The organism is Alkalicoccus chagannorensis DSM 18086, assembly GCF_000429725.1.
GTDB lineage: Bacteria > Bacillota > Bacilli > Bacillales > Salisediminibacteriaceae > Alkalicoccus > Alkalicoccus chagannorensis.
The window spans coordinates 52593-77666 of the sequence record NZ_AUCK01000007.1; the positions used below are offsets into that span (position 1 = coordinate 52593).

At 56.1% G+C, this 25074-nt stretch carries 27 protein-coding genes and 1 pseudogene; 19 read left to right on the plus strand and 9 right to left on the minus strand.

The annotated features are described in order from the left end of the window. Positions 1–2: 2 nt before the first annotated feature. The 6 genes from walK to G477_RS20890 all read left to right on the plus strand — a co-directional run bounded on the left by walK (position 3) and on the right by G477_RS20890 (position 7129). Complete coding sequence (walK, locus tag G477_RS0105845; RefSeq protein ID WP_026697148.1) at positions 3–1829, plus strand: cell wall metabolism sensor histidine kinase WalK; 1827 nt, start codon at positions 3–5, stop codon at positions 1827–1829. Continuing rightward, a complete protein-coding gene (locus tag G477_RS0105850; RefSeq protein ID WP_026697149.1) occupies positions 1830–3188 on the plus strand; it encodes a YycH family regulatory protein in 1359 nt (452 codons plus the stop codon). Continuing rightward, a complete protein-coding gene (locus tag G477_RS0105855) occupies positions 3175–3963 on the plus strand; it encodes a two-component system regulatory protein YycI (RefSeq protein WP_026697150.1) in 789 nt (262 codons plus the stop codon). Before G477_RS0105850 ends, G477_RS0105855 begins: the two co-directional genes overlap by 14 nt. A gap of 18 nt (positions 3964–3981) precedes the next feature. Further along, positions 3982–4776 carry an MBL fold metallo-hydrolase gene (locus G477_RS0105860; RefSeq protein ID WP_026697151.1) on the plus strand — a complete coding sequence of 265 codons (795 nt, stop codon included), beginning with the start codon at positions 3982–3984 and terminating at the stop codon, positions 4774–4776. Positions 4777–5419: 643 nt separating this feature from the next. Beyond that, positions 5420–6679 (plus strand): S1C family serine protease, encoded by a 1260-nt coding sequence (locus G477_RS0105870; protein ID WP_026697153.1) that lies wholly within the window; start codon positions 5420–5422, stop codon positions 6677–6679. A 294-nt stretch (positions 6680–6973) separates the two neighbouring features. Continuing rightward, entirely contained in the window at positions 6974–7129 is a 156-nt protein-coding gene (locus tag G477_RS20890; protein ID WP_084406145.1) for a CxxH/CxxC protein, read from the plus strand. A 251-nt stretch (positions 7130–7380) separates the two neighbouring features. Here the strand turns inward: G477_RS20890 and G477_RS0105885 are convergent, their stop codons facing one another. Further along, positions 7381–8865, minus strand: a complete 1485-nt coding sequence (locus tag G477_RS0105885; protein ID WP_051287747.1) for an FAD-binding domain-containing protein — start codon at positions 8863–8865, stop codon at positions 7381–7383. A 254-nt stretch (positions 8866–9119) separates the two neighbouring features. On the opposite strand from G477_RS0105885, the gene G477_RS0105895 reads away from it, so the two are divergent. The 3 genes from G477_RS0105895 to G477_RS0105905 all read left to right on the plus strand — a co-directional run bounded on the left by G477_RS0105895 (position 9120) and on the right by G477_RS0105905 (position 11066). Beyond that, positions 9120–9926, plus strand: a complete 807-nt coding sequence (locus G477_RS0105895; protein ID WP_026697155.1) for an alpha/beta fold hydrolase — start codon at positions 9120–9122, stop codon at positions 9924–9926. Positions 9927–10060: 134 nt separating this feature from the next. Continuing rightward, positions 10061–10612 (plus strand): DUF6036 family nucleotidyltransferase, encoded by a 552-nt coding sequence (locus G477_RS0105900; protein ID WP_026697156.1) that lies wholly within the window; start codon positions 10061–10063, stop codon positions 10610–10612. 31 nt (positions 10613–10643) lie between these two features. Then, complete coding sequence (locus tag G477_RS0105905; RefSeq protein ID WP_026697157.1) at positions 10644–11066, plus strand: hypothetical protein; 423 nt, start codon at positions 10644–10646, stop codon at positions 11064–11066. A gap of 169 nt (positions 11067–11235) precedes the next feature. Here G477_RS0105905 and G477_RS0105910 read toward each other — a convergent pair whose 3' ends face one another. Beyond that, the gene (locus G477_RS0105910) at positions 11236–11784 is read right to left on the minus strand and encodes an adenylyl-sulfate kinase (RefSeq protein WP_026697158.1); all 549 of its coding nucleotides are present in this window, start codon (positions 11782–11784) and stop codon (positions 11236–11238) included. 27 nt (positions 11785–11811) lie between these two features. Continuing rightward, positions 11812–12588, minus strand: coding sequence for a hypothetical protein (locus G477_RS0105915; RefSeq protein WP_026697159.1), 777 nt, complete (start codon positions 12586–12588; stop codon positions 11812–11814). A gap of 155 nt (positions 12589–12743) precedes the next feature. Between G477_RS0105915 and G477_RS21150 the strand changes: the two genes are divergently transcribed. Beyond that, the gene (locus G477_RS21150) at positions 12744–12920 is read left to right on the plus strand and encodes a hypothetical protein (RefSeq protein WP_156897298.1); all 177 of its coding nucleotides are present in this window, start codon (positions 12744–12746) and stop codon (positions 12918–12920) included. A gap of 241 nt (positions 12921–13161) precedes the next feature. Here the strand turns inward: G477_RS21150 and G477_RS0105925 are convergent, their stop codons facing one another. The 3 genes from G477_RS0105925 to G477_RS0105935 all read right to left on the minus strand — a co-directional run bounded on the left by G477_RS0105925 (position 13162) and on the right by G477_RS0105935 (position 15268). Continuing rightward, complete coding sequence (locus G477_RS0105925; RefSeq protein WP_170203844.1) at positions 13162–13686, minus strand: histidine phosphatase family protein; 525 nt, start codon at positions 13684–13686, stop codon at positions 13162–13164. Positions 13687–13751: 65 nt separating this feature from the next. After that, positions 13752–14240: a GNAT family N-acetyltransferase gene (locus G477_RS0105930; RefSeq protein WP_026697161.1), complete on the minus strand. Its 489-nt coding sequence runs from the start codon at positions 14238–14240 to the stop codon at positions 13752–13754. Positions 14241–14353: 113 nt separating this feature from the next. Next, positions 14354–15268, minus strand: a complete 915-nt coding sequence (locus G477_RS0105935) for a hypothetical protein (protein ID WP_026697162.1) — start codon at positions 15266–15268, stop codon at positions 14354–14356. Positions 15269–15514: 246 nt separating this feature from the next. Here G477_RS0105935 and G477_RS21600 point away from each other — a divergent pair, with 246 nt between their 5' ends. Beyond that, positions 15515–15649 carry a hypothetical protein gene (locus G477_RS21600; RefSeq protein WP_281171123.1) on the plus strand — a complete coding sequence of 45 codons (135 nt, stop codon included), beginning with the start codon at positions 15515–15517 and terminating at the stop codon, positions 15647–15649. Positions 15650–15661: 12 nt separating this feature from the next. Next, positions 15662–16021: pseudogene (locus G477_RS21530) on the plus strand (peroxiredoxin family protein); the annotation flags it as partial. Between the two features lie 715 nt (positions 16022–16736). Here G477_RS21530 and ald read toward each other — a convergent pair. From ald to G477_RS0105965, 3 genes are all read right to left on the minus strand, one after another. After that, a complete protein-coding gene (gene ald, locus G477_RS0105955) occupies positions 16737–17864 on the minus strand; it encodes an alanine dehydrogenase (RefSeq protein ID WP_026697164.1) in 1128 nt (375 codons plus the stop codon). A gap of 103 nt (positions 17865–17967) precedes the next feature. After that, positions 17968–19179, minus strand: a complete 1212-nt coding sequence (locus G477_RS0105960) for a PucR family transcriptional regulator (RefSeq protein WP_026697165.1) — start codon at positions 19177–19179, stop codon at positions 17968–17970. A 56-nt stretch (positions 19180–19235) separates the two neighbouring features. Then, positions 19236–20129 (minus strand): diguanylate cyclase domain-containing protein, encoded by an 894-nt coding sequence (locus tag G477_RS0105965; protein WP_026697166.1) that lies wholly within the window; start codon positions 20127–20129, stop codon positions 19236–19238. A 217-nt stretch (positions 20130–20346) separates the two neighbouring features. Here G477_RS0105965 and G477_RS0105970 point away from each other — a divergent pair, with 217 nt between their 5' ends. The 7 genes from G477_RS0105970 to G477_RS0106000 all read left to right on the plus strand — a co-directional run bounded on the left by G477_RS0105970 (position 20347) and on the right by G477_RS0106000 (position 25031). Beyond that, positions 20347–21114 carry an SDR family NAD(P)-dependent oxidoreductase gene (locus G477_RS0105970; protein ID WP_342664179.1) on the plus strand — a complete coding sequence of 256 codons (768 nt, stop codon included), beginning with the start codon at positions 20347–20349 and terminating at the stop codon, positions 21112–21114. A gap of 80 nt (positions 21115–21194) precedes the next feature. Then, a complete protein-coding gene (locus G477_RS20895; protein WP_084406148.1) occupies positions 21195–21524 on the plus strand; it encodes a hypothetical protein in 330 nt (109 codons plus the stop codon). Between the two features lie 135 nt (positions 21525–21659). Further along, positions 21660–22715 carry a flavin monoamine oxidase family protein gene (locus G477_RS0105980; protein WP_026697169.1) on the plus strand — a complete coding sequence of 352 codons (1056 nt, stop codon included), beginning with the start codon at positions 21660–21662 and terminating at the stop codon, positions 22713–22715. Further along, positions 22712–23059: an avidin-fold protein gene (locus G477_RS0105985; RefSeq protein ID WP_026697170.1), complete on the plus strand. Its 348-nt coding sequence runs from the start codon at positions 22712–22714 to the stop codon at positions 23057–23059. Before G477_RS0105980 ends, G477_RS0105985 begins: the two co-directional genes overlap by 4 nt. 19 nt (positions 23060–23078) lie before the next feature. After that, positions 23079–23264 (plus strand): hypothetical protein, encoded by a 186-nt coding sequence (locus G477_RS0105990; RefSeq protein WP_026697171.1) that lies wholly within the window; start codon positions 23079–23081, stop codon positions 23262–23264. A gap of 105 nt (positions 23265–23369) precedes the next feature. Further along, a complete protein-coding gene (rlmH, locus tag G477_RS0105995) occupies positions 23370–23849 on the plus strand; it encodes a 23S rRNA (pseudouridine(1915)-N(3))-methyltransferase RlmH (protein ID WP_026697172.1) in 480 nt (159 codons plus the stop codon). Positions 23850–23912: 63 nt separating this feature from the next. After that, the gene (locus G477_RS0106000) at positions 23913–25031 is read left to right on the plus strand and encodes a GGDEF domain-containing protein (RefSeq protein WP_245575407.1); all 1119 of its coding nucleotides are present in this window, start codon (positions 23913–23915) and stop codon (positions 25029–25031) included. Positions 25032–25074 lie beyond the last annotated feature (43 nt).

Genomic DNA, 25074 nt, shown 5'->3' on the forward strand with positions numbered 1-25074 from the left:
GTATGAAAAAAATCCGCTTTTACAAATCGATCCACGTCAAGATTGCGGTCATTTATGTCCTGTTGATCCTGATTGCGATGCAGGTCATCGGATTCTACTTCACCCAGAACCTGGAAGGACAGCTGGAGAGCAATTTCCGCGAGTCCCTGAATGAAACGGCCAGCCTGCTGGCCTATAACGTGGAGCAGGAGATGACGGCCGAAGAGGAAGAAGAGGATGATTCGCTTCAGGAGAGGATTGACGATATCCTCGAGAGCGATGTGTTCAACATGGAACAGGCCAACGTGCGTGTCGTTGATGACAACCAGTATCTCATCACGGCCACCGACCCGGCGCACAGCCGGTATGTCGGACAGCGGACGACGATTCTTCAGGAGAAGCAGGCGCTGCTCGGCCTGGAGAACCGCGAAGGAGAAATCAAAATCGATCCGGCAGGCAACCAGCGTGTGCTGGAGATGGCGATCCCTGTGGAGACCGATAATCAGCAGGTCGTCGGATCGATCTACATTACGGCTTCCATGGAAGCGATCTATGAACAGATACAGGAAATCAACCAGATTCTCTTCGTCGGAACGGCGCTGGCGCTCGTGCTGACGGCCGGCCTCGGCGTGATTCTGTCCCGGACGATCACGCGGCCGATTGTGGATATGAAGGAGCAGGCGACCATCATGGGACAGGGGGATTTCACCCAGTATGTCCACGTCTACGGCGACGATGAAATCGGCCAGCTCGCAGAAACATTCAACGATCTGACCGACAGGCTGAAAGAAGCGAACGCGACGACGGAGGGCGAGCGGCGCAAGCTCGCTTCCGTGCTGATGCACATGACCGACGGCGTGATCGCCACCGACCGCGAAGGGCGTGTCATCCTCGTCAACCGGCGCGCAGAGGAGATTCTCGACCGCCAGCAGGAAGACATGCTCGGAGTGGAAATGACGCATGTCCTGAACTTGCATAAATTCATGAAGATGGATGATTTGTACCGGTTCCAGGATCCGCTGCTGCTTGATTTTGATACACAGGAAGACGAAATGGTGATCGAAGCGAACTTCTCGACGATTACGAAAGACAATCAGGAGGAGAACGGCATCATCGCTGTACTGCACGACGTGACCGAACAGGAGCGGATTGAAGAAGAACGCAGGGAGTTCGTTGCCAACGTGTCGCACGAGCTGCGGACCCCGCTGACATCGATGAAAAGTTACCTGGAAGCGCTCAGCGACGGGGCCATCGAAGATCCAGACATTGCGCCGCAGTTTCTGGAAGTGACCGCGAATGAAACCGACCGCATGATCCGGCTCGTCAACGACCTGCTGCAGCTCTCGAAAATGGACGGCAGGGAGAGCGCAATGCATATGACGGACATTGAGCCGACGCAGCTCGTCAATCACGTCATCGACCGGTTTGAAATGTTTACCGACAACTCGAAAATTCAATTTAAGCGCCGTGTACCGGAATCAGCTCCGACTGTGCAGGGAGACCGCGATAAATTGACGCAGCTGCTGGACAACATTATCTCCAACGCCGTCAAATACTCGCCGGAAGGTGGTACCATCACCATCTCGCTCAAAGTGGAGCAGAACCGGATCGTGACAAGCATCCGGGACGAGGGCGTCGGGATACCGAAAGAAAATCTCCATCACGTGTTCGACCGCTTTTACCGGGTGGACAAAGCGCGATCGAGAAACCTCGGCGGCACCGGCCTCGGCCTGGCGATCGCACGGGAAATTGCCGTGGCCCACGGCGGAACTATCTGGGTGAGCAGTGAGTGGGGGAGAGGCACGACTTTCTCCTTCAGCCTGCCGACCGCGCAGGAGGCGGTGATGTAAATGACAGTCATCGAGCATATTAAAACGGGGCTGCTCTGGCTCATGATCGGCAGCAGTCTGATCTTGAGCTGGTTCGTCTGGACGTACCAGCCGGCGCATGATGAGCTGGACACCCCCGCCGAAGCATTCATTGAAATCGAAGACATCGGAGAATCCAAATCGCTCACCGAACTACTCTATCCGTCGCAGGTGATTTCCTACGAGGACGAGGAACGTTTCTGGATTCATCCGGCCGGCGACAACTACGAAGAGCTGCTCACAGCCCTCGAAGAAGTGGAGCTGGAAGCGATGACCCCCGTGAGCACAGATGTGCTTGCAGAGCCGGGCGAAAGCCTGCAGGGGGTGGAAGTTTTCTTTGATGAAGCGCTCGAAGACAATTGGCTCCCGTTTCTTTTTGATATAGAAGAAGAAGATATCCTCGTCGAGAACGTCGACCGGATGATGATCCTGGAGACCGAAGGCGAAGATACGGCCGACGTCGTCGTCCGTTTTGTCGATGAAGAAGAAGAGGAAGTGTTTGAATCGGATACCGCCCTCTCGCCGTCTGAGATGCGCTCTTTCCGGCAGGGGATCGTGACCGAGCGGACCCTGGTGGAGCCGAGGCTGTTCGGCGAAGACGAGGAGGACGATATCGTCTCCTATACGTACGTCGCCGCAGAACCGGTGAACGAGCGGATCTTTATGTACGAAACAAACGACATTTCCGAGGATGGCTTCATTCAAAGTCTGTTCCCGGACCCCGATTACATTGAGCAGTATTCAACAGACGGGGAGGAAACGTCCTACACCGATTCAAGCCGGATGCTCCATATCGAGGATGAAGGGTCGACGCTCCATTACATCCACCCGGATTCAGCCGGTGGGCCTGTCACCTCGGAGACGATGCTCAGAACTTCGCAGGAATTCGTGAACGGCCATTTCGGCTGGACCGATGATTACTACGCGACGTCCTGGAGCGACAACGGGGATGCAGAAGCCGTCTTTACCCTGCACGTCGAGGGACTTCCGGTGTTCTCTTCCAACACGAATAATGCGAGTCATTATGAAATCGCGCTGCAGCGTGCCGGCCTCGATATTTCCGACTACACCCGGCCGCTCTTCCAGCTGGAAGAAGAACCGTTTGAGATCGACACGAACATCGAGCTGCCCGCCTACGAAGAGGTGGAAACGCAGATCGATGAGGAGGAGCTGTTCTCCAGCGGGGACGTCGAAGATGCGCGGATTGCCTATTCGATGAACCTCGACAATTCGCTGGCGGTATTCGAGCCGGTATGGTTTGTTTATGCCCGTGGCCAGTGGAATCAGATTACGCTGCCGGAGCAGCAGGAGCCGGAGGTGCCGACCGATGGATTGGAGTAGAACGAAATCAATCTTTATCATTACCTTTGTGCTTCTGAACATTTTCCTCGGCTATCAGCTGACGGAAATGCAGCAGCGGCAGAACCTCGCTGAACTCGCGACGCCGGCCCTGGATTCCCGGCTCGAGGAGCAGCGGATCGATATTGATATTGACGACCCGGATGAAGAACGCAGCGGCAGCCCGATCACAGCCGAAGTACGCGCCTTTGAGCCGGTGCTTTTGAACCAGTCGCTGGATGATCAGGAGATCGACGTCGAGGACGACACGACGATTCTTTCGCAACTCGACGATCCATACCCGGTGACGATGACGAGCATCCGGGCGAGCGTGGAGCCGTTTCTCGAGCGGTTCGTCTTCCGCGGAGAGGAGTACCGTGTCGTCGAGTATGACGAAGACGAGCAGGAGATCCGTCTGCTGCAGGAATTTGAGGGGCGCATCATTGACCAGTACGAGCGCGACGACTTCCACCTCGTTCTCCACGTCAACGACAGCGACGAAATCGCGGCGTATGAACAGACGTATCTGGAAGTCACCGACCGCGGGGACGACCGGGAGCTGCTGACGACGATGAGCGCGCTGGAAGTGCTGCTGGATGACAACACGATCGGCATCGGCACGAACGTTGCCGTGACGGAAGCCCAGCTCGGCTACTACAGCCTGATGGAAGTGGACGCGAATTTCCAGGTATACGCCCCTGCCTGGCGGATTACCATCGACGAAGAAGCATACTATGTCAACGCCATGACCGGTGATATACAGGACGTGTCATCGTAACAACAGGAGGATGCAGGTATGAGTTTGAAGTTCAGTGTGCTGGCAAGCGGAAGCACAGGCAACGCGATCTACGTCGAGACAGCGGGGCAGAAGCTGCTCATCGATGCGGGCCTGTCCGGTAAAAAAATCGAGAAACTGGCTGCCGAAGCAGGACTATCCCTGCAGGCGCTCGACGGCATCCTGGTCAGTCACGAACACAGCGACCACATCAAAGGGGTCGGCATTCTGGCCCGGCGCTATCAGCTGCCGGTGTATGCAAATGAAGGCACATGGAAAGCGATGGCCGCCTCGGTCGGCGAGATTCCGCTGGACCAGAAGTTTACCTTTGCGACCGGGACGCAGCGCACGTTTGCCGACCTCGATATCGAAAGCTTCCACGTGTCGCACGATGCCGCTGATCCGATGTTTTTCTCGTTCAGCCACGATGGAAAAAAACTGACGATCCTGACCGATACGGGCTACGTCAGCGACCGCATGCTCGGCCTGGCGGAAGAATCCCAGGCGCTGATTTTCGAATCGAACCACGATGTCGGCATGCTCCGCATGGGTCATTATCCGTGGAACGTCAAGCGGCGGATCCTCGGGGATGAAGGCCACGTGTCCAATGAAGATGCCGGCATGGCCCTCGCACAGCTCGTCCGTCGGAGCCCGGCGGATGTGTATCTGGCCCACTTGAGCAAAGACAACAACATGAAGGACCTCGCACGCATGACGGTCCAGCAGACGCTGGAGCTGGAGGGCGCAGCACCGGGAGAAGACTTCCGCCTGTTTGATACCGATCCGGAAAAACCGACCGTGCTGACAGAGCTGTAACAACTGGATAACGACAAAAAACAGACGCCGGGAGGGGGAACCTCCGGCGTCTGTTTTTTTAAAGTATAAGCATGTATGCTTTCTCATACAGGGTGACGGCGGCTCCATGCGCTGGACGGGAAGGAACAGCACCTTTTTCTTCCCTCGAAGTGAGGCGTACGCGTACTTTTGTTATAACAACACTAGGCTTTCACAGAGACATAGAAAAAAGAAGCAGCACGTCGCAGAAAGAACAGGACCGGGTGGACGAAGACGGCGTGGCGCAAAACGAGAAGGCAAGCGGCAGCATTGCGGTTCCAGGCGTCTCAAAAGGTCAGGAAAGTGGCTCGTTTGTCGGCAGGTGGCGCAAAAAAAGAAGCAGGCGACGCCCTTTCATGAGCAGGCGACCCGCTTCGCAGCCGGAACCGTCTCCAAAAACGAGCGGAGCGACCCGCTTTCCGCCGGCCGCCCTGCAGCCGCAGCGGTTCCGCGTTCTTTCCACAGAAAAAGGGAGAAGGCACGTACTTTGTGGGAAGCTGGCGGTTACTTTTGGAAAATTATCGAAGCGGGTGCGCACAGATAGACGCAGCGCTCAGAATTTTTTAAAATAAAGGAGAATCAGCATTTCGACGCTGGTCGACATGGAAAGGGGGATGTATGCTGCATGGGCTATTATGATCAGGAACATACAAGAGAAAACAAGCGGCGGCGCAGCCGCCCTGGTCTGACCGCATTTATCGGAGCCGTGATCGGCGCGCTCCTTGTCGTATTTTCTATCCCGATGCTTGCCGGTACCGGCTTTCTGCCGTACGACATCGGTCCGGCCGGTGGCAATACGGCCGACGAGGAGGCTGTCGAACAGGAAGACGATGAACCGGCTGTTGAAGAAGTGATGGAGGAAGAACTGGAATCCGTCAGTCTGGAAACGACTTCGGACGTCACCGAGGCAGTGGAGCGGACGTCCGAGGCGGTTGTTGGAATCGTCAACATGAACCAGACCGGCACCGGCATGTTTGATACACCGGAAGGCGGCGAAGGCGGAGGTACGGGAAGCGGCATCGTCTACAAAATCGACGGCGAGCAGGCTTTTGTGGTAACGAACCAGCACGTCATCGAAGGAGCCTCTGAAGGCGACACGAATATCGACGTGACGCTCTCCGACGGCGCGCGCGTCCCGGCAGAATTCGTCGGAGAAGACGTACTGACGGATCTTGCCGTCTTGACGATCGATGCAGCGGAAGTGGACACCGTGGCGGATTTCGGAGATTCGGATACCCTCCAGGCCGGCGAGCCGGCCATCGCGATCGGCAACCCGCTCGCGTTTGAAGGGTCCGTCACGCTCGGCATCATCAGTGCGACCGACCGCAGCATTCCCGTCGACATCAGCGGCAACAACCAGCCGGACTGGGAAGCAGAAGTGCTGCAGACCGATGCGGCGATCAACCCTGGTAACAGCGGCGGTGCCCTGTTGAATATTCAAGGCGAAGTGATCGGCATCAATTCCATGAAGATCGCCCAGCAGGCGGTCGAAGGCATCGGCTTTTCCATTCCGACCTCGGTGGCGCTGCCGGTGATCGAGGACCTGGAACAGCACGGGGAAGTCCAGCGTCCGCAGATGGGCATTATTCTCCGGTCGCTGCAGGAAATTCCATCCTTCCACTGGGAAAGCACCCTCGGTCTGCCTGACGATGTGAGCGGCGGTGTGTACCTGGAAGGCGTCGAGCCGGGATCCCCGGCAGCGGAAGGCGGACTGGAAGAAGGCGACGTGATCGTGTCGCTCGACGACGAAGAGATCCGCGATGCGAATGAACTGCGCCGCTATCTCTATACCGAAACCGACATTGGAGATGAGATCGACGTCCAGTTTTATCGGAACGGAGAAAGAAGCGAAGCAACCGTGACCCTCTCGGAACAGATTTTCTAGACCCGCTCGATCCGGGCAGGGAGGCTGGGTACGTACAGCGCAGCCCGGGAAAACAACAGGAATTTTTGGCAGGAGCTGTCCATCCGGGCAGCTCCTGTATGCGTAGGATGGGAGTGTCGTGCAGGGGCGGCCCAGAAGGCTCTCGGTTTCCATCGCGAAAAACCAGCCGTCCACAGGAAGCAGGCAGGCTGCACAAAGGCGGCCATCTGTCTTTATCCACAAGGGTGTCGCACCGTGGGGACGCTTCGTGTTATAGTGGACAGCAGACGAGGTTATCCACAAAGGAGGGCGCACATGATCTACAGCTGCAAGGAGCACATCGAGGAAGGACTCGAAGAAGTCATTGAGGACGGCGGACCGCCGCCGGAGCTGGAGGAGACAGCGGATCACGGGCATACCTGCTTCCTCTGTCCGGAAGCAGCAGCCTACCGGATTGCCGCTGGTGCGTAAGCATGTACACAGACTTGTCCACAGTTTTCCACAGCTTCTACGTGGATTTCCGTGGATACGAACACCACCTTTTTTGAAAAACGTCTATATCGGCAGGAAAAGACCCCAGGGGGAACAGATCCTCCTGGGGAAAACTTGTTGATATGTGGATAGTTTTTGTGGATAATTTCACGAATTGGGGATAACTTGTGGAAAAAGAGCACTTCCGGGCGCTTCTTATCGATTTTCCGCCCCTGTGGATAACACGAAGGCTATTCCGGTGGCTGATCGAAGAGGGAAAGCTGCTCGGACGAAGGTTTTTCCGCCTTCTGCTCCTGGCGCCGGCGGCGGGATCCATGCTTTTCGAGCTGCTCTCCGGCCGTTTTTTGAGCGGCACTCGACGCTTTCGTCTCCCACAGCACCGCCCGGGCCCGCCGGTTGGCTTTGACGAGATCGACGACGGGACCGGGGTAGTTTCTGTGGAAAAAATGCGGATCCTTCCACGGTTCGTGTACGAACGCGTCCGGCACGTGCTGCAGCTCTTTCACCCAGCGGCGGATAAACGCAGCATCGGGGTCCTGATCTTTTCCCTGTTTCACCGGATTGTAGATGCGGATCGTGTTGAAGCCGGTTGTCCCGGCCTGCATCTGCATCTGGCTGAAATGAATCCCCGGTTCATAGTCCAGAAACAGCCGCGCCAGATCCTGCGCAGGTCGCCGCCAGTCGAGCAGCAGCGTATTGCAGACAAACGACACGAGCATCGCCCGGGACCGGAACGGGATCCAGCCTGTTTTCCGCAGGGAGCGCATGGCCGCATCGATCATCGGAAAGCCCGTGCGCCCGTCCAGCCAGCGCTGGTACGCGTCTTCATCCCACGGCTCGCGGACGTCATCGAACGCCGGATTCATCGTCTTCTCCGCAATCGCAGGTTCATCCTCGAGCCGCTGGATAAAATGACAGTGCCAGTGCAGCCGGGAACGGAACGCCCGCATCGCCCGGGCATCCCCGGCCGCTTTCGCTGCCTGATACACCCGCCGCAGCGATATATTCCCCCACGCCAGATACGGGGAAAGCCGGCTGCTGGAGAAAGCCGCCTGCTGCGGCTTGGCGATGTGCTTCAAGTAGACCGGCCATCGTTCGCGCAGGAAGCTGTCGAGGGTTTCTTCTGCCAGCGACTCGCCCCCCTGCTGCCCGAACCGGATCACCTCTCCCGGCACGTCGACTTTCTTGATGGCATAGACGTCGGTCGATGCCTCCGGCGGAAGGACGTCCGGCGCCTGCATCCGATGGGGCGGATCCAGCTGCGGCCGCCGCATCAGCGCCTCCCAGTGCTCATCAAACGTCGTGCGGTCCTGCAGCCGGCGGGTGACGCCGAACGGAGGATACTCGAGGAACAAGTACTCCCGCTCCTTCATCCAGGCGTGCACCCTCCGGTCCCGCGAGTACGTCCACGGCGTCCCGTGTTCTTCATGGGCATACAGCGTAAACGGACCGTACGCTTCCTCCAGCTCGGGAAGCACGTCCTCCATGTCCCCGTTCATCGTCACAAGCTCACCCCCGCGACGGCGCACGTCCGCCTGCAGTTCCACGAGACTTTCCAGCACGAATTGCGCATGCCGCCTGGACAAATCCCCAGCCTGCCAGACGGACGGTTCCATCACGTAGAGCAGCAGCACGGGGCCGGGCCCTTTGCATGCCCGCCGCAGCGGCTCATGGTCGCTTACCCGCAGGTCTCTTTTTAACCACACGATCTGCATCCCGATCACCTCTCTGCCTCCTAACGTACAGGATTCCGAAGCGAAAGAACAGAGGAATGCACTGCGGTCTTCTGCACAAAAAAAGAGGGCGGCCGGTGTGGACGATAAAGGGAGACGTGCGACAAAGCCGCGGCGGCGCTCCCTGCTGAAAACCGGGATGCTCATCCGGCCGGAGGGACCGAGTTCTTTGTTTCATCGAAAGACCCAGCGGGAATGACAAGAAAAGAGAGAGAAAATACCAGAGGAGGGGTTCGATGATTCACGAAGTACAGGTCGATGACAAGACGAGCATCCAAGTCGAAGAGCGCGGCGAAGGCAAGCCGCTCGTCCTGCTGCACGGCTGGCCGCTGAACAAAAACATGTTCAAATGGCAGCTGGAAGAACTGTCCGCCAGAGGGTTCCGGGTGTATGCGATAGACCTGCGCGGGTTCGGCGACTCCGACAAACCGCACATGAACTATACGTACAACGTCTTTGCGGAAGATGTAAAAAAAGTAATTGATGAGCTGGAGATCGAAGGGTACTATCTTGCCGGCTTCTCCATGGGCGGCGCTGCTGCGATCCGCCATGCGGCGAAATTCGCCGATGAACGACTCGAGAAGCTCGTGCTGATCGGCGCAGCCGCCCCAAGTTTTACCCAGCGTCAGGGCTACACCCTCGGACAGGACAGAGACCAGGTCGATGAGCTGATCAAAAACATGCAGTCCGACCGCGAAGCGACCTTGAAAGAATTCCAGAGCATGTTCTTCTATCAGGATGTCGCCCAGGACGTGAAGGACAGCCTCATCAGCATGGGCAGCCAGGCCTCCGAATACGCGATGGTTTCCAGCGGCGAAGAACTCCGAGATGCCGACCTCCGCGATGAAATGGGCGAAATCCATGTCCCCGTCACCATCCTTCACGGCCGCCACGACAACATCTGTGAATTCGCCTTCGCCGAAGAAATGGAGCGCATGATTCCAACCGCCGACCTCGTCCCATTTGAAGAGAGCGGCCACGGCATCTACTACGAAGAAAAGCAGAAGGTGAACGAAGAGATTGTGAAGCTGCTGAAGCAGTAAGTAGATTCAGTCAAGTAAGAGCGGCAGGATATAATCATAGAAAGATCAAAGAAGGGGTAATACCATGATTGGTCATTATCCCTTTTCTTCGTATAAAAAAGCTCTATGCACATATGCACGTAAGGAGGCGGTAAATGATGATGATACACGGGCGGGAGGGTGTGCTCGAAGCGTTAGATTTTTTGGATATTGAGCTGGAGAGAATTGGATTTGAGGGTGTTATTGACCTTTATGTCGTTGGAGGAAGTGCGCTGGTTTTGGAGGGAGAGCTGCAACGTGCAACTGCGGATATTGATGCACTGATAGTATTGCCGAAAGAGATACAGGATAAAGCAGAAGAGGAAAAAGAGTGGAAACAGAAATTAGCCGAGTATGGGGTGAATGATCGGTTTTTAGGGATTATTCGCGTTCCCTCTAAAGACGAGCTGATGGAAAATCCTATGCATATAGACGAGGGTTTTTCGTGTTTGCGTGTATGGGTTCCTGACTATACAGAATTGATATTGATGAAACTGTTTAGTGAACGTGAGAAAGATGAGCAGGATTTGTGGAATACAAACTTGTTTGATAAAATAAATATAATAGAGTTGCAGGAAAAGTACGAAGAGTATAAATCGTATGATGTACTACCGGGAAATTACACAGTAGACTTACACCGCTTATTGAAAAAGCGGGGATATATTTAAGAATGGCATAACCTGTAAGGAGGTGGTTGTGTTGGTTAATGCAAAAGATCTCGGCCGACAGTATCATCATCTGCGTGGTTCTTTCGAGGAAGCCATGGTCAATAGGGGAAAAGCCTTCTTAGAGGAGAATGGATTGGATCCTGATGATGTGAAAGCAGTGGTTGAATCAGCACAACTAGATGCGCGTTTACAGGAAGTATACGCCATGTATCTGGCTGGAAAAGGTAACGTCAAGGAAGGCATGCTGCCACAGCATATGCTGGATAAAGTAAAAGAAGCGGAAAAGGTGAAAACTGGTGAACGAACAGATGGTCGAATGTACCATTTGGTTCGTGCATATAAGTCTGAATGGACTCGAAAACAGGCGTTGGAGTCTGATCCTGTATTAAGGGAGAAGGTAGAAGCTCGTAGAAAGAGACGGGCGGACAAAAGAGATAAACTGGAAAAAATATAATGAACGATAACGTAACGTATCTGTTAACAAAAGCCGCTCCCAATTATCCATTCCGGATGATTGGGAGCGGCTTTTAGGTTGTAGGAAAACAGAGCATTAGCGGCTCGTTCGAAAACGCTGCGCCAACCCTCTCGTTCTCACTAAAAAGGGCTGAGCAAGCCGAGCGTCCTCACTCCAGGAGAGCGGTAATTTCTGCTGCCGTTTCCGCTGCCGCTTTTCCCTTTGTATATACCGTGAAGTCAGCGAGTTCCCGGCTTTGGATACGCTCGGCAAAAGCATCGTTTAACTGCAGGATGGAAGGGTCGGAGGTTTGTTTGGAGAGACGCTGCCTCAGCACCAGCTTGGCCTCTCGAAGGTCTTTGGAAGGAAGGAGAAAAAAGACGGCAGCCGTTGATAAAGCAGTGGCGACGACGTCGGCTGATACGGGGTCATCCTGCACGGCATGACCTGCGCCAAAATCATGAATGTGATCAGGATAATCTGCTAAAGCGCGCTGCACCGCGTGCGCCTCAAACGGTTTCCAATAGCGGTAGACGCCAAGGAATCCTTGTTCCTCTCGAATCTCCTCCTGCTTCGATTCGTCAAAACCGATTTCTTGGTAGTACTCATGCCGGATATCGTCCATGTGGCAGACAGGAAGATCCAGTTGTTCAGAGAGAGCTGCAGCTACAGTGGATTTTCCAGCGCAGATCGGACCTGTTAATACGATCGTGTTCACAGTGCTTCCTCCTTTTGTCTCATGCTCTCAGTTCCTGTTTTTCGTTGTCTCTATATAAGCAGTCAAGCTCTTCACCATCTCCGAAAACCGGTCGATGTCGTCCCGCGGGTCCCGGTAGTCCGCGTGGATTTCGATCTGCATCGCCTCGACGCCGGCAAGCGAAGCCGCATGGGCTGCGATGGTCTCCGGATTTTCCGCCGGAAAGGTGCGGTTCTCGTACACGTCCTCCAGGCCGAAGCCGCCGGCATAGTGGGCCAGGGCCTCCGGGTGCCAGTCTTCGATGTGCTCGCCGTGGGCGGTGCCGAGGTCGATATCCATGTCGTGCGTCTCGTCCATGCCGTGCAGATCGAGGACGAGTGCAATATCATACGTCTCCACGACTTCTTCCAGCTTCTCCTTGAACGGGACATCCGCATGGTAGGACGGATCGGTCGCTTTCCTGGTGGCAGTGAGCACGTGTACATCCGTATAGTGCTGCAGCAGGTGCGCCGCCGCGCCGGTATAGATCTCCGCCAGCTTTTCCTCTTCCTCGCGCAGATGCGCCACGGCATGGGGCGCCGTGACAAGCACGCGGACGTCATCCGAGCCCGGCTTGAAGTCGTACGGCTCGTCTTCCGCGGCCCCGTGATAGTCCTCCGCTGCATAGGGAGCCTCGTACGCGAGCGTCTGCTCACGGAGCGCTCCGTCTTCCTTCGCTTCCTGTATCATCCCGACCGTCTCCTCCGGGGCATCCGGAAACGCTTCTTCCTCTTCGTACCCGCTGCAGCCGAGAAGAAGGAGGGGGAGGAGCAGCACCCGCTTCATTCGATCGCCTCCTTTTCACCTCAAATACACATCGCTGCCCTATTCCTCTTATACGTGTGTTGTTTTTCCCAATAAACGCCTATAATAGAAGCTGTAGCGTCCGTTGGCATCGACCAGGCTTTTTTTCTGGAGAACATTCGTAAGGAGGAACCTCCATGGAAAGCTTTATCCTCGTGGGCATTCTCGTCTTCATCGGCATGTTTCTCGGAGCAGGAAAAGGCCAGCGGAACTGGGCCGCCGGCTGTGGCTGTCTTCTCCTGATCATCTCCCTGATCGTCGTTGTGCTCTCCGGCATGGTGCTGGGCGTTTTCCCGCTGCTGCCGCTCTTTTAATGATTGCTAAGCAGCCGCGCCATCAGCACGAGTGTCCTTTTTCGTCTGTATTGGGCAGGTTCTACTCTACTATCTGCCAGCATAACATGTTTCCCTAAAAATGCTTCAGAATATTATAAAGTGATATTAAACGAATAGCGGTGTATTGCTTCGGCCTACACGTAAGAGGACTAGATGCGTCTAGTCCTCTTTTTTATGCTCCAGGAAAGGTCTACTCATTGGGTGAGCCTCCTTCGCCTGCCTACTTGTTCACCAGAGAAAGCACGCCGCCGTCCTTCAAAAAGTGTTCCCGTGACAGCGTCTGCCGCTGCAGTCGCTGACGTACCGCTTGAATGGTACCGTCATGAGTGACGACCAACACCTTTGCATCGTTTGAATGCCTGTTCATCCAGCTTTGCAGCAGCTCGGTATAATGAAAGGCAGGGGCGTGATTCAACCATCCTTCCTCCCAGTACCATCGCGAATAGAACGGCAGCTCAAAAGAAGGAAAGAGAGCCTTTATTTTCTGCTGTGGCATTAACCAGTCACACGGAAGCGTCGCATGAAAGCAAGCCAAAGGAGACCTCCACGAGCTGGAGCGCTCCGGGAAGATTCTCGGACCGAAAACCGGGGAGACGAGGACCGGGACCCGGTTGATACCGGGAAGGGCGGCAGCAGTCTCCAGTGTGCGCAGCGTAGGGCTGACGTAGACGATGTCAAAGTCCGCCGCGGAGAGCCCGCTGCTTGCCGCGAGATGTCCTGTTTCTGTCAGCGGCGGATCGATCATTCGGAGGCTTCCAGGAAGGGCTTCTGTATGCCGACTCGCTTCATGCCGCATCATCGTCAACGTCTTCACAGCAGCCGGACCGTCCGCGCCATCAGCACGAGCATCCCTTTCCGTCCCATTCGCGTCTCCCCGGTCCGCACAAAACCGCCTCGTTCATACACACGCTGCGCCGCTGTGTTCTGCTCGTTGACGGCGAGCAGCACCTTCGTACAAGCGGGAAAGTGCGCCCGTACAAACGCCGGCAGTTCCGCCAGCGACGCTCCTGCCATCCCCATTCCCTGATACCGCGTCTGAATCGAATAGCTCCGCAGCAGCAGCGCTTCCCGGTCGTCGGTGTACGCCTTCGTCCCCGGCCAGCGGTCGAGAAGGAAAAACCCGGCCGCCTGCCCGCCGCTGCGGATCAGCACAGGATACCGGCCCGGAATTTCCTCTGCGTCCCGAATCGCCTGCAGCGGCAGCGACGCGTACCGCTGCTGCTCCTTCGGCAGCGCATAGTCCGCGAGCAGCGGAGCATCCGCCTCTTCATAAAAATCGAGCATCACGTCGGTTCTCATGGGGAGTCCCACCTTCCCATCCTCCTATATTCTTCCTCCAGTATACCAGAACAACAACCAGGTGGGGGAGGACGGACAGCAAAACCCCCGTGCCAATGGACACGGGGGAGTAGTTAAAACGGCAGCTCGCTGTCGTCTTCTTCTGTATCGGCCTCTGCTTCTGCATCGGCTTCTTCCGATGCTTCAAACATCGACTTCCATTTTGATTCCGCCTGCTTTTCGATACGGGCGGTGGTGTCATCCAGCGCCGCCTGCAGCTTCTGGCGCTTCAGCAGCAGTCCTTTCATCGAGCGAAGAAACGACGTCGCTTCTTTCACCTGACGGCGGGCCTGCAGCGCCCGCTTCAGCGCCTTTGCGAGCGCATAGCCCTGGCTGGCGTTGAAGCTGGAGAACTCGATCTCGTGATACATGCGGGAGACTTCAGAATCCGCCTGGCTGAGCGCCTGATTCAACAGTTTCAGCTCCCCGTGCACGTCGATCGAACCCGGTTCTTCTTCAAACAGTCCGCGGAGCGTCTCGGTTGTCAGCGCGCCGAACAGACGCCCTTCCGTTTCGGTCGCGGCTTCCTCGGTCTGGCGGGCTTCCGCGGCGGGCTGATCCATGTCCACGTCCGCCTCTTCTTCGAGCGACGGAATGGAAGATACCGTGTCCTGCGGAGCGTCCGCTTCCACCGGAGCCGGGGCTTCTTCCTCGTACCCCTCTGCTTCATCAGCTGCCGGCAGTTCCTCTGTTTCCAGCGCTTCGTTATGCTGGCGGTTCTGCTCGAGCAGCTTCTCTACTTTATTTTCCGGACATTTGGACACATTTTTCAGCTCCCCTTTGCGGGTGAACGTCACAATGCGGCCGTCATGCCAGTATGTCATCGTCCGTTTCGTATACCAGCCCTGCCTGGCGCGCAGGACCTCCTCAATCGTATCAACCGTTTCTTCCTGGTCCGTCCCCCAATGGGTGCGGGCCACTTTCATCACCTGCGCCGGCAGATCCTCTGGTGTTTCCGGGGTGACCGGTGCTTCTGGTAGTTCGTACATATCGTTTCCGCTCCTTCGTTCAATCCTTCTCCTGCCAGCATAGCAGGTTCAACCGTCGGATGCACGAAGAAAAGCCCATTTCCCCGTTTCGAAAAAAGACGCCACGGATGCGAGAACCCGCGCGGAACCGCCGGCGGACCGGAACGCGCAGCAAAAAAGCCGGCGGCGTCCTGGCGGAAAGAGGCAGATTAACGCCGCGGCAGGAAGGGTAGGAGGAAAAGACAAGACAGGAAGGAGGGTTAGTTGATGCAGTTACCATTAGGACAGTCCGTCCCTGCGTTTACCCTGCCGGCTGCTTCTGGCAGCACGTACTCATTGGAGGAAGACAGCAGCACCCGCCCGGGATGGCGGCTGCTCGTGTATTTCCGCGGCTCGTGGTGACCCGCCTGCAAAGAAGATCTGGATGATCTTACGGCGCACATCGGCTATTTTCAGAAACGGGATATTCACGTGACCGCTGTCTCCAGTGACACGCTGGACAACTTGAAAGCCTGGCAGGAGGAGAACCAGTTTCCGTTTCCCATTCTTTCAGATGAAGCGTACACGATGCTGGAGGCGTACGGCGTCTACCTGCATGATGATGAAAAGGATCCGTACGAAGATGAAGGGAAGCACGGCGAGCCGGCGGTGTTCCTGCTCGACGAAGAGAACCGGCTGCTCTACAAACAGAAGCAGACCGCGCCTTTCGGCAGACCGAGCGCGAAGGAACTGCGAAAAATCGTCAGCTACATCCGCAAAAACAAGGACAGCTGAAAGCAAAACCAGGCGTCTTCCCACGGAGGGAGAACGCCTGGTTTTTTGCGCTGCAGTAGCGGGAGAGAACTAACAGTGAATGCTGGCCGTCTTTGCATCATACAGCCTCCAAGAGCCGCGGTGGCCCACTCGTCAAGCCGAAGCGTCACCATGGATCAACGAAGCGGCTCAAAAGGGCGTCCTCCCGGCTCAAAACAAGCAAGGTGGCTCAAATAATGGGGGAAGCGACCTGCTTCCAGCCCCAGGGCGCGCGGTTCACACAGGCAAGCGACGCAAAAAACAGACGAACGGACACGCTTTTTCTCGATGGAACGAAGGTCGCCTTATCCAGAAGCTGGTTTTCAACCGGAGCGGTCCCTAGCTCTTCCATTCCTCTTGCAGCAAGCCGTACACGTCCCGGTCCAGGATTCATCCTACGATTTAAACCGTAGGCTTTCTCGTTCGGAAGTCTGAAATGCCATTCCTTGCTGTAGGAGAGCGCCCCCTCCCATTGATGCCAACAAAAAAAGCCATCAGCTGGGCTGATGGCTGTGCTGCCTAAAGGGATAGGAATGTATACGTTTTCATACAAGGAGACGGCGGCATCGCACGCTGCGCGGGAAGAACGAAGAACCTGTTCTTCCCTCTAACAGCCTGCAGCGACGAGGCACGCCGTTCCGACCAAAAGACGCTGCGCGTTTTTAGTCTGTGCAGGGCAGGGGAGCGGGTTTTCCGCTCAGCCGTTCGGAAGACGAAGCGCCTCGTCGACAGGCTGATAGGCATACCCGAGGTCGCGGGCAACCGCCTCGTACGTCACGGCGCCGCCGGCAGTGTTGACGCCTTTTCGAAGCGCATCATTATCGGCGACAGCGCGTTCGAGTCCTTTGTTCGCAATCTGCAGCGCATACGCCATCGTCACGTTCGTGAGCCCGATCGTCGACGTCCGCGGCACGGCCCCCGGCATGTTGGCAACGGTGTAGTGAACGACGCCATGCTTCACGTACGTCGGATCTTCGTGCGTCGTGATGCGGTCGACCGTTTCAATGATGCCGCCTTGATCAATCGCGACATCGACGACGACCGAGCCTTCGCTCATCGACGCAATCATGTCTTCGGTGACGAGCTTCGGCGCGCGGGCGCCCGGAATGAGCACGGCGCCGATGACGAGGTCGGACTCGCGGACCGCTTCGGCAATCGTCAGCGGGTTCGACATGATCGTCTGTACCTCGCCGCCGAACTGATCATCAAGCTGGCGGAGCCGGTCTGCACTCAAGTCGATCATCGTCACGTCCGCGCCGAGCCCGATAGCGAGTTTCGCTGCGTTCGTGCCGACAACCCCGCCGCCGATGATCGTCACGCGGCCGCGTTTGACCCCGGGAATACCGGAGAGGAGCACACCTTTGCCGCCTTTCGTTTTCTCGAGAAACTGCGCCCCGATCTGAGACGCCATGCGTCCGGCGACTTCGCTCATCGGTGTGAGCAGCGGCAGCGTGCCGTTGATCTCCACCGTCTCATACGCGACCGCCGTCACTTCCTGCTTCGTCAACGCTTCCGCAAGCTCCGGTTCCGCCGCCAGGTGCAGGTACGTAAACAGAATCAGCCCCGGCCGGAAATAGCCGTATTCCTCCGGCAGCGGCTCCTTTACCTTCATGACCATCTCCGCTTTGGTCCAGACGTCCGCCGCGTCGGCGATCATCTGTGCGCCGGCAGCTGCATAATCGCTGTCGGCAAAGCCGCTGCCGGTGCCCGCATCCTGCTCAATCATCACTTCATGCCCCTGCTCGGTGAGCGTGATCACGCCGGCCGGGGTGATCGCCACCCGGTTTTCGCTGTTCTTTACCTCTTTAGGAATCCCGATCTTCATGCTTGATTCCTCCTTGTATTTTAGACTGACTTTAGTATAGAGGCAGACCGATGTACTCCGCATTGTGGATGACATAAAAATACAGGCGGTCTATTTGTGGAAATCAACAAACCCGATCGCGAAAAAGGAGCAGATCCAGATACAACCCACTCCGCTGCGCCGTATCTTTCAACCGGACGCCCGCAATTTCTTCGACGCGCCGCAGACGGTAAGAAAGCGTATTCACATGAATATGAAGGGCTGCAGCTGCTTCGTTCACGGATCCTTCCTTGGTAAGAAACACAAACAACGTTCCAGTTAAATGGGAATCAAAGGACGCATCGTACGCTGCCAGCGCTGCGAGCGGCTCGGGCAGGGGATCCTGCGCCGGATCGATCGTTTCCAGCAGCCGCGCCACGTAGCGGAAAACGCCGAGATCCGCCGGAAAACGGGCTTTCTGCAGCAAATCAGGATAGCGCGCCTTCATGGAAGCAACGAGCTGTGCTTCCGCAAAACTGTGCTGCAGCTCGGTGAAATCGGTGCAGAGCCGGCCGGCGCCTGAATAGACCCCTTCCGGCTCGGGAAGACGTCGGAGCAGGGTCGAAGTAAAGGTCCGTACGGTCTCGGCATAATCGGTCGACGTGGAAGGAGGCGAGACGAGCAGCACTGCCTGCCCTTCGTCCGCCGTATCGATGCGCACGTGCAGCTGCTGCGTCGTGCGTGCGGCATACACGAGGTGGTCATACGCCGCTTCGTCCCGGCCGTCAAACCGGAAGACGGCGACCGCCAGCGGCTGATCGGCCCGAAACCCGATGTCCGCCAGCTGGGCGGCGGCCTCCTCATGGGAGGGCGCACCGGAAAGGAGCTGCCAGAGCACCTCTTCCTGACTGCGCTGCCGCGACCGCCGCTGTTTATGGAGCTGCGCCAGTTCATTCGCGGCTTTCTCCGCCGCCGTCTGCAGGACAAGAAGATCCCGCTCCTCGAGGCGGAACGCATTATCGATCACCCAGATGTAGCCGAGAACCTCGCCCCGGCGCCGGATGGATACGGCGACCCGGCGGCCGAGGCCGATGTCTTCTTTCGGCGGAATCACGAGCGGCTCCTTCTGCTCGTTCAGCCTCGGAATCACTCCATCTTTCCAGAATTTATTAATGACCTTCTCGGGCACGCGGCGGCCGATGATGGTCGCGACACGGGCCTCGTCGGTCTCGCCGGCGTGCGAACTGTAGGCGAGCAGCCGGTGGTCCGCATCTTCAATGGTAACCGGGCACTGCAGCTGTTCACTCACCGCATCCGCAAAATCTTCCAGTGACGCAAACGTCCGGTGCAGGCTCATCGAACTCCCCCTTCTCTTCTTTCATTATAGCGGATAGGGGAGGGCAGTGCTACGGGCTACTTGGCTTCCCGCTTCTCCTGATACATCGCATGGTCCGCCACCCGCAGCAGCTCTTCAAACGAGCGTCCGTCGTCCGGATACGTACTCAGACCGATGCTGGCGCGCAAGGTGACGCTCGTACTGCGGAGGTCGATCGGCCGGCCGATGGTCTCGCGGAGTGCCGCGAGCATCTGCCCGGTGCCTTCGCTGTCCCGGAGCTCCTTGGAGACGAGCACGAATTCATCGCCGCTGATGCGCGAAGCAAAACCGCACCGTTCTTCTGCAAACAGCTGTATCCGGGCAGCGATCGTTTTAAGCACTTCATCCCCAGCGAGATGGCCGTAGGAATCATTGATTAGCTTGAAGTCGTTCAAATCCACGAACCAGATAGAAAACGCAGGCTCCTCCTTCATCCAGCTTTCCAGTTCGTCGATGAGCGACTTCCGGTTCGGAAGCCCCGTCAGCTCGTCATGCGACGCATAGTAGCGGATTGCCGCCTCGCGTTCTTTTCGCTCGGTGACATCCAGCTGCAGCCCGATATAGTAAATCAGCTTATCCTGTTCATCGTACACCGGACTGATCCGCAGCTCATTCCAGAAGGGACTGCCGTCTTTCTTATAGTTCAAAAGCTCCACTATGATGCTGTCGTGTTTTTCCAGCGCGTCGCGGATCTCCTGAATCTTCGCTTCCTCCGTGCCTTCCCCCTGCAGGAAGCGGCAGTTGCGGCCGAGGCACTCTTCTTCCGTATACTGGGTCAACTTTGTGAAGGCGGGGTTCACAAACACAATGGAATTGTCCTCCGACCACGGATCCGTCAGCACGACACTCGTCGTCACGTGCTCCATCACCGCAGAGAGTTTTTGATATTCTTCAAACAACGTTTCCTTATCGATTTGATCTTTATGCAGCATCTCTTCACCTGCTTTCCATTCCTGACACATATCTAGTGACCTATACCCAGAAAGCCCCATGCTGAATCAGTCCTGGTAAAATGTGATGAAAACAAGGTCTAAAGAATCATAAACCTTATTCGAAAAGCCATCATCTTGCATCGAGGAAAGCGTTTACTTCCCTTCATGCTGGGAATGAGGATAGTGTCAGTAAATATGGATAAAGGAGGAAAGCATCATGCGTCTGAAAGGGAAAACCGCAGTCATTACTGGAGGTTCCGGCGGGATCGGCAAGGAGACGGCAAAACTGTTTCTGGAAGAAGGAGCAGCCTGCCTGCTTGTGGACGTGGATCAGGAAGCAGTAGAGAAAGCAGCCGAAGAACTGAAGTCTTTCGGTACGGTCTACGCCGTTCAGGCAGACGTGTCCAACGATGATGACGTCGTACGCTGGGTAAAGACGGCCGAGGAGAAGCTCGGCCGGATCGACATCCTGTTTAATAATGCCGGCGTCGAAGGGAAGGTCAAGCCGCTCATCGAGCAGGAGGTAGAAGACTTCGATTTCGTCATGAACGTCAACGTCCGCGGCGTTTTTCTCGGCATGAAGCACGTCCTGCCGATCATGTACAAGCAGGAGAGCGGGAGCGTCATCAACACGTCTTCCGTCGCCGGTTTCATCGGCTCCCCCGGGGTGCTTCCGTACGTGACGTCGAAGCATGCCGTCATCGGCGCAACCAAAACCGCCGCGCTGGAAGCCGCACCGTATCAAGTCCGGGTCAACTCCATCCATCCGTCTCCCGTCAACAACCGCATGATGCGCTCCTTGGAAGAAGGGTTCAGTCCGGGCAAAGCAGAAGAAGCACGGCAGGGGCTGGAGCAGACCATCCCGCTCCACCGGTACGGCGAAAATGCGGACATCGCCAAACTCGTGCTGTTTCTTGCCTCAGATGATGCCGCGTTTATCACCGGGGCGCAGTACCGCATCGACGGCGGCATGGCGGCAAACTAAATCCAAACGATTCTGAAAATAATGCAGGGCACAGCGGCTCGTGCTACAGTAAATGTATCAACCAAAGTGGAGGGATCCATATGAGCTGTGACAAGCACGAAAACCATCAGCACGAGCACTCCCTTGCCTGCGGGCACACCGCGATCCGACACGGTGACCATATCGACTACGTCCACGACGGCCACCTGCATCACAAGCACAACGGCCACTGGGACGAGTGCAGCATCGACGTCTCTGAGCAGAACCCGGCCGACTGTGTCCCGGTCGAGTCCGCTTGTGAGCATCACGACGACTGCGGGCATGAACTCGTCCCGCACGGCGATCACTACGATTACGTCGTCCACGGACGGCTGCATCACGTGCACGGCGATCACGTCGACGATCACGGTCCAGTGGATATCGTCAAATAACGCAAGCACACCGTAAAAGGGCCTGCCGGAGCGTCATGCGCCGGCAGGCCTTCGCGCATGCACCGCTCGTATCCACCGCAGACGCCTGATGTTTCACGTGAAACACCGCTTACCGACAACAAAGGAGACATTGCTATGAACAAGCCCACGATCATCATCGGGGCCGGCGCCGCCGGTCTGTACGCAGCAAACCAACTAGTAGAAGCAGGGAAAGAGGTGCATATCCTGGAAGCGCGAGGGCGGACCGGCGGCCGTGTCCATTCCGTAGACGGCTGGGATCTCGGTCCGACGTGGTACTGGCCGGAGCAGGAGCCGCTCATGACTGATCTTGTGCAGTCGCTCGGCCTACCCGTGTCTACGCAGCATACGCACGGGCACATCCTCGTCGAACAAGCGGGCGGCCGTGTGCAGCGCCATCAGCTGCCAGCCGGCGCCGCTTCCGTGTCCCACCGGCTTCAAGGCGGCATGCAGCAGCTGACCGATGCGCTGGCTGCCCCGCTGCCGGAAAACCACCTCCATCTGCACACGACCGTGACGGCAGTGACCCTGCAGGTGGATGGTGTCCTCGTGGAGACGACGAACGGCTCCTTTGAGGGAGAAACCGTCCTGCTGGCGCTGCCGCCTCGCCTGGCTGCCGAACACATCCGTTTCCATCCGGCGCTCCCGGCGGATACAGCCGGAGCGATGCACAACCGTCCGACGTGGATGGCCGGTCATGCCAAGGCGCTTGCTGTTTACGAGACGCCGTTCTGGCAGGAGGAGGGACTCTCCGGCCAGGCGATGAGCTGGCGCGGGCCGCTCCAGGAAATCCACGACGCCTCTCCCGAGAACGGAACGGGCGCGATTTTCGGCTTCGTCGGCCTCCCGCAGGCCGAACGCCAGCGGCTCAGCGAAAGCGACATCCAGAAGCTCGTCCTCGAGCAGCTGGAAAACCTGTTCGGTCCGCCGGCAGCGGCACCGACGGCATTCTACTACTACAACTGGACGGACGATCCGCTGACGGCGGTCGCCGCCGATGCAGAACCGCTGCATGACTTTCCCGTCTACGGACCCGTGGACATGAGCGCCGCATGGGGCACGCGGCTCCTCCTGAGCGGGACGGAAACCGACACCCACGGCGGCGGACACCTGGAAGGCGCGATCCGCGCCGCCGAACGTGCCGTTCATACCATATTGGAGGGAGACACATGAACTACAACAACAAAATCTTTGTTTCACGTGAAAACACCGCCAACGGCGAAGTCTCTTCAGCGACGACCTTCTACTACAAGCAGGAAGGACAGATCCTAACCGCCGAGTACGAAGGAGGCTCCATTGATACCGGAAGGCTGATCGGCCTCGTACACGACGACGGCAGCCTCGAATTCCGCTACAACCACATCAATACCGCCGGCGACCTGCGGGGCGGGGCCTGCCGCTCCACCCCCGAAACCCTGCCCGACGGACGCATCCGCCTGCACGAACAGTGGCAGTGGATGGACGCCGAGCAGACAGAAGGGAACTCGGTTGTGGAGGAGAAACGCACAGAACTTTAATACGTCGAGGAGGGATACGATGGAGAAGGATAGGGGATGGCAGATCACCGAAGCAGATATCCGGCGGGTGATCGAAGAAAAATTCCCGGAGCTCAGCGACGAAGAGAGAAACCAAATCATCCAGTTGGCGCAAGAAGGACTGGAAGTACCGCATTGGAAGGACATGGTCAAAGCCTACGACGAAATCCAAAAATCGAAGAAGTAAAAAGAACAAGCATGGCAGCCGCTGCCATGCTTGTTTTGCACGGAAAGAAGCTCAGGAGAGGGAGGTACGTGATACACTGGAGAAAATGGAAAAAAGGAGCTTGTTATGCAGATTACCATCATCAGCGTCGGCAAATTGAAAGAAAAATATTTGAAGCAGGGGATCGACGAGTTCGACAAACGGCTCACCAGCTACTGCAAACTACAGTTGATCGAAGTCAACGACGAGCAGGCCCCGGAGAACATGAGCGACAAGGAGATGGAGCAGGTAAAAGCGAAAGAAGGCGAGCGCATCCTGGCGAAAATCAAAGACACACAGCACGTCATCGCCCTCGACCTTAACGGCAAGCAGCGCACATCGGAACAATTTGCATCGGAGCTGGAGAAACTCTCGATCCACGGCAAAAGCCAGATCGCCTTCGTCATCGGCGGCTCCAACGGCCTGAGCAGCGACGTGCTGCAGCGCGCCAACGACACCATCAGCTTCTCCAAGATGACCTTCCCGCACCAGCTCATGAAGCTGATCCTGGTAGAGCAGGTGTACCGGGCGTTTCGGATCATGAGAGTGGAGCCTTATCATAAATAGTGTTAAAATAAAGGTAGGATAGAATTAAATAATCCAAAAGTTGAATGAAGGTAAAGAGGGTGTATGGTGTTGTTTCTGGATGATCTATTTATTAACCTTTGTGTTCTGATTGCATTGATTTTCATCTATCTGCAAGTAAGATGGAGATTTCTCCAGTTAGAGGAAAAACCAAAAATCTACTCGATTGTCGTTGATGGAGTTGCGGGAGGAGTACTAGGGTTTACATTAATGAATTTCTCCATCCAGATAACAGCGGAAACGATTGTAGACTTGCGCTTCATTCCCGTTATGCTGGTTATCCTGTTTATTGGCGTCCCTCAAGCGATCATCAGCTCCATCCTCATCATGGTTGGCAGGTTTTTACTTGGTGTGACGACGTCCGCCGCTGCAGCCATGGTTTTAATGATTGCGTTAATCATCGGCTTTATTGCTATTCAAAAACTATTGAAAAAAACCAGTCTGAATCCCTCCACTTATCAGCAGGGCTTTTTGATGATTATATTCTCCAATATCTCCTTTACCATCATCATGTTATATCTGATCAGCGATATGGAGATTCTTTTAGTATTAATCCCGTCCTATTGGTTTATCTCTATCATAGGTGGACTGATTGCTATTTTCTTTGTCGAGTACATAAGGAAAACCCAGCACCTGCTTATGAAATATGAAAAAGAATCGACCGTGGACTATCTAACGGGGTTGAATAATGTACGTCAATTCGATGCTATTTGGAATTCTCTTACCCGCGAAGCTAAGGAGAAAAAGGAAAAGCTGTCATTGCTCATTATTGATATTGACCATTTTAAACATGTCAATGACACGTACGGCCATTCCATTGGTGATCTTGTACTAAAAGAGCTAGGGGACGTGTTAAAAAGCGCGACTCGTTCGTTTGACCACGTTTCCAGAAACGGGGGAGAAGAATTTTCGGTTATTTTACCTGACTGCCCCCTCGATCAAGCTGTCGACATTGCAGAACGTATAAGAAAAACGGTCGAAATGCATGAATTTCACGTGCTCCCAAAAGACAGCTTACACATCACGGTCTCTATCGGTGTTGCTGCCTACCCTGACACAGTCAGCGATACGGAGCATATGGTGGATAGTGCGGATGAATGTTTATACAACGCCAAGCGTGCAGGAAGAAATAGAGTCTGTGACACGCATAGACAATATAATTAGAGAATCCTCCTTTTTAGCCGAGCAACGAACGGAAGAGGGACCT

What these genes read in the sequence shown, in the direction of transcription:
- G477_RS0105935 (WP_026697162.1), bottom strand. Translation starts at nt 15,268, where the DNA reads ATGTACGAACTACCAGAAGCACCGGTCACCCCGGAAACACCAGAGGAT.
- G477_RS0105885 (WP_051287747.1), bottom strand. Translation starts at nt 8,865, where the DNA reads ATGCAGATCGTGTGGTTAAAAAGAGACCTGCGGGTAAGCGACCATGAG.
- G477_RS0105850 (WP_026697149.1), top strand. Translation starts at nt 1,830, where the DNA reads ATGACAGTCATCGAGCATATTAAAACGGGGCTGCTCTGGCTCATGATC.
- G477_RS21600 (WP_281171123.1), top strand. Translation starts at nt 15,515, where the DNA reads ATGCAGTTACCATTAGGACAGTCCGTCCCTGCGTTTACCCTGCCGGCT.
- G477_RS0105860 (WP_026697151.1), top strand. Translation starts at nt 3,982, where the DNA reads ATGAGTTTGAAGTTCAGTGTGCTGGCAAGCGGAAGCACAGGCAACGCG.
- G477_RS0105965 (WP_026697166.1), bottom strand. Translation starts at nt 20,129, where the DNA reads ATGCTGCATAAAGATCAAATCGATAAGGAAACGTTGTTTGAAGAATAT.
- G477_RS0105870 (WP_026697153.1), top strand. Translation starts at nt 5,420, where the DNA reads ATGGGCTATTATGATCAGGAACATACAAGAGAAAACAAGCGGCGGCGC.
- G477_RS0105985 (WP_026697170.1), top strand. Translation starts at nt 22,712, where the DNA reads ATGAACTACAACAACAAAATCTTTGTTTCACGTGAAAACACCGCCAAC.
- G477_RS0105895 (WP_026697155.1), top strand. Translation starts at nt 9,120, where the DNA reads ATGATTCACGAAGTACAGGTCGATGACAAGACGAGCATCCAAGTCGAA.
- G477_RS0106000 (WP_245575407.1), top strand. Translation starts at nt 23,913, where the DNA reads ATGGTGTTGTTTCTGGATGATCTATTTATTAACCTTTGTGTTCTGATT.
- G477_RS0105925 (WP_170203844.1), bottom strand. Translation starts at nt 13,686, where the DNA reads ATGATCGATCCGCCGCTGACAGAAACAGGACATCTCGCGGCAAGCAGC.
- walK (WP_026697148.1), top strand. Translation starts at nt 3, where the DNA reads ATGAAAAAAATCCGCTTTTACAAATCGATCCACGTCAAGATTGCGGTC.
- G477_RS0105980 (WP_026697169.1), top strand. Translation starts at nt 21,660, where the DNA reads ATGAACAAGCCCACGATCATCATCGGGGCCGGCGCCGCCGGTCTGTAC.
- G477_RS20895 (WP_084406148.1), top strand. Translation starts at nt 21,195, where the DNA reads ATGAGCTGTGACAAGCACGAAAACCATCAGCACGAGCACTCCCTTGCC.
- G477_RS0105855 (WP_026697150.1), top strand. Translation starts at nt 3,175, where the DNA reads ATGGATTGGAGTAGAACGAAATCAATCTTTATCATTACCTTTGTGCTT.
- G477_RS0105930 (WP_026697161.1), bottom strand. Translation starts at nt 14,240, where the DNA reads ATGAGAACCGACGTGATGCTCGATTTTTATGAAGAGGCGGATGCTCCG.
- G477_RS0105970 (WP_342664179.1), top strand. Translation starts at nt 20,347, where the DNA reads ATGCGTCTGAAAGGGAAAACCGCAGTCATTACTGGAGGTTCCGGCGGG.
- G477_RS0105900 (WP_026697156.1), top strand. Translation starts at nt 10,061, where the DNA reads ATGATGATGATACACGGGCGGGAGGGTGTGCTCGAAGCGTTAGATTTT.
- G477_RS0105915 (WP_026697159.1), bottom strand. Translation starts at nt 12,588, where the DNA reads ATGAAGCGGGTGCTGCTCCTCCCCCTCCTTCTTCTCGGCTGCAGCGGG.
- G477_RS0105960 (WP_026697165.1), bottom strand. Translation starts at nt 19,179, where the DNA reads ATGAGCCTGCACCGGACGTTTGCGTCACTGGAAGATTTTGCGGATGCG.
- G477_RS20890 (WP_084406145.1), top strand. Translation starts at nt 6,974, where the DNA reads ATGATCTACAGCTGCAAGGAGCACATCGAGGAAGGACTCGAAGAAGTC.
- G477_RS0105990 (WP_026697171.1), top strand. Translation starts at nt 23,079, where the DNA reads ATGGAGAAGGATAGGGGATGGCAGATCACCGAAGCAGATATCCGGCGG.
- G477_RS21150 (WP_156897298.1), top strand. Translation starts at nt 12,744, where the DNA reads ATGGAAAGCTTTATCCTCGTGGGCATTCTCGTCTTCATCGGCATGTTT.
- rlmH (WP_026697172.1), top strand. Translation starts at nt 23,370, where the DNA reads ATGCAGATTACCATCATCAGCGTCGGCAAATTGAAAGAAAAATATTTG.
- ald (WP_026697164.1), bottom strand. Translation starts at nt 17,864, where the DNA reads ATGAAGATCGGGATTCCTAAAGAGGTAAAGAACAGCGAAAACCGGGTG.